This window comes from Mesorhizobium sp. M2E.F.Ca.ET.209.01.1.1 (assembly GCF_004010375.2).
Classification (GTDB): domain Bacteria; phylum Pseudomonadota; class Alphaproteobacteria; order Rhizobiales; family Rhizobiaceae; genus Mesorhizobium.
In genome coordinates, this window is sequence record NZ_SADP02001364.1 from 1 (window position 1) to 280 (window position 280).

At 61.4% G+C, this 280-nt stretch carries 1 protein-coding gene; it reads left to right on the forward strand.

Going from position 1 to position 280, the window contains the following annotated elements; genetic code table 11:
- Positions 1–27 precede the first annotated feature (27 nt).
- Positions 28–280 (forward strand): hypothetical protein (locus EN852_RS40420; RefSeq protein ID WP_135880016.1); only part of this gene is annotated, 253 nt, incomplete at its 3' end.

Here is a 280-nt window from a genome sequence, read left to right on the forward strand (position 1 = left end):
AAGCACCTAAGGAATAAAAATCCGGACGTGGCATCCGATCAGTGCAAGGGCTCGGTCGACGGGAACGTCAAGAAGTTCCGCAGACTGCCGACCGTCAATGGTGAGCCGGCCGACAATGGGCCGAGTATGCAGAAGCGGCTCAGGAGGAACAATCCGGACGTCTTCTCCGGCGAGAATCAGGGTGCCGCCGGCGGGAACGACGGGGGCAGGAAGTTCCGCAAGCCGCAGAACGAGGAAGGTTCCGCCGGCCCCGAAGTCAACGTCCAGCGCAACTTCAAGG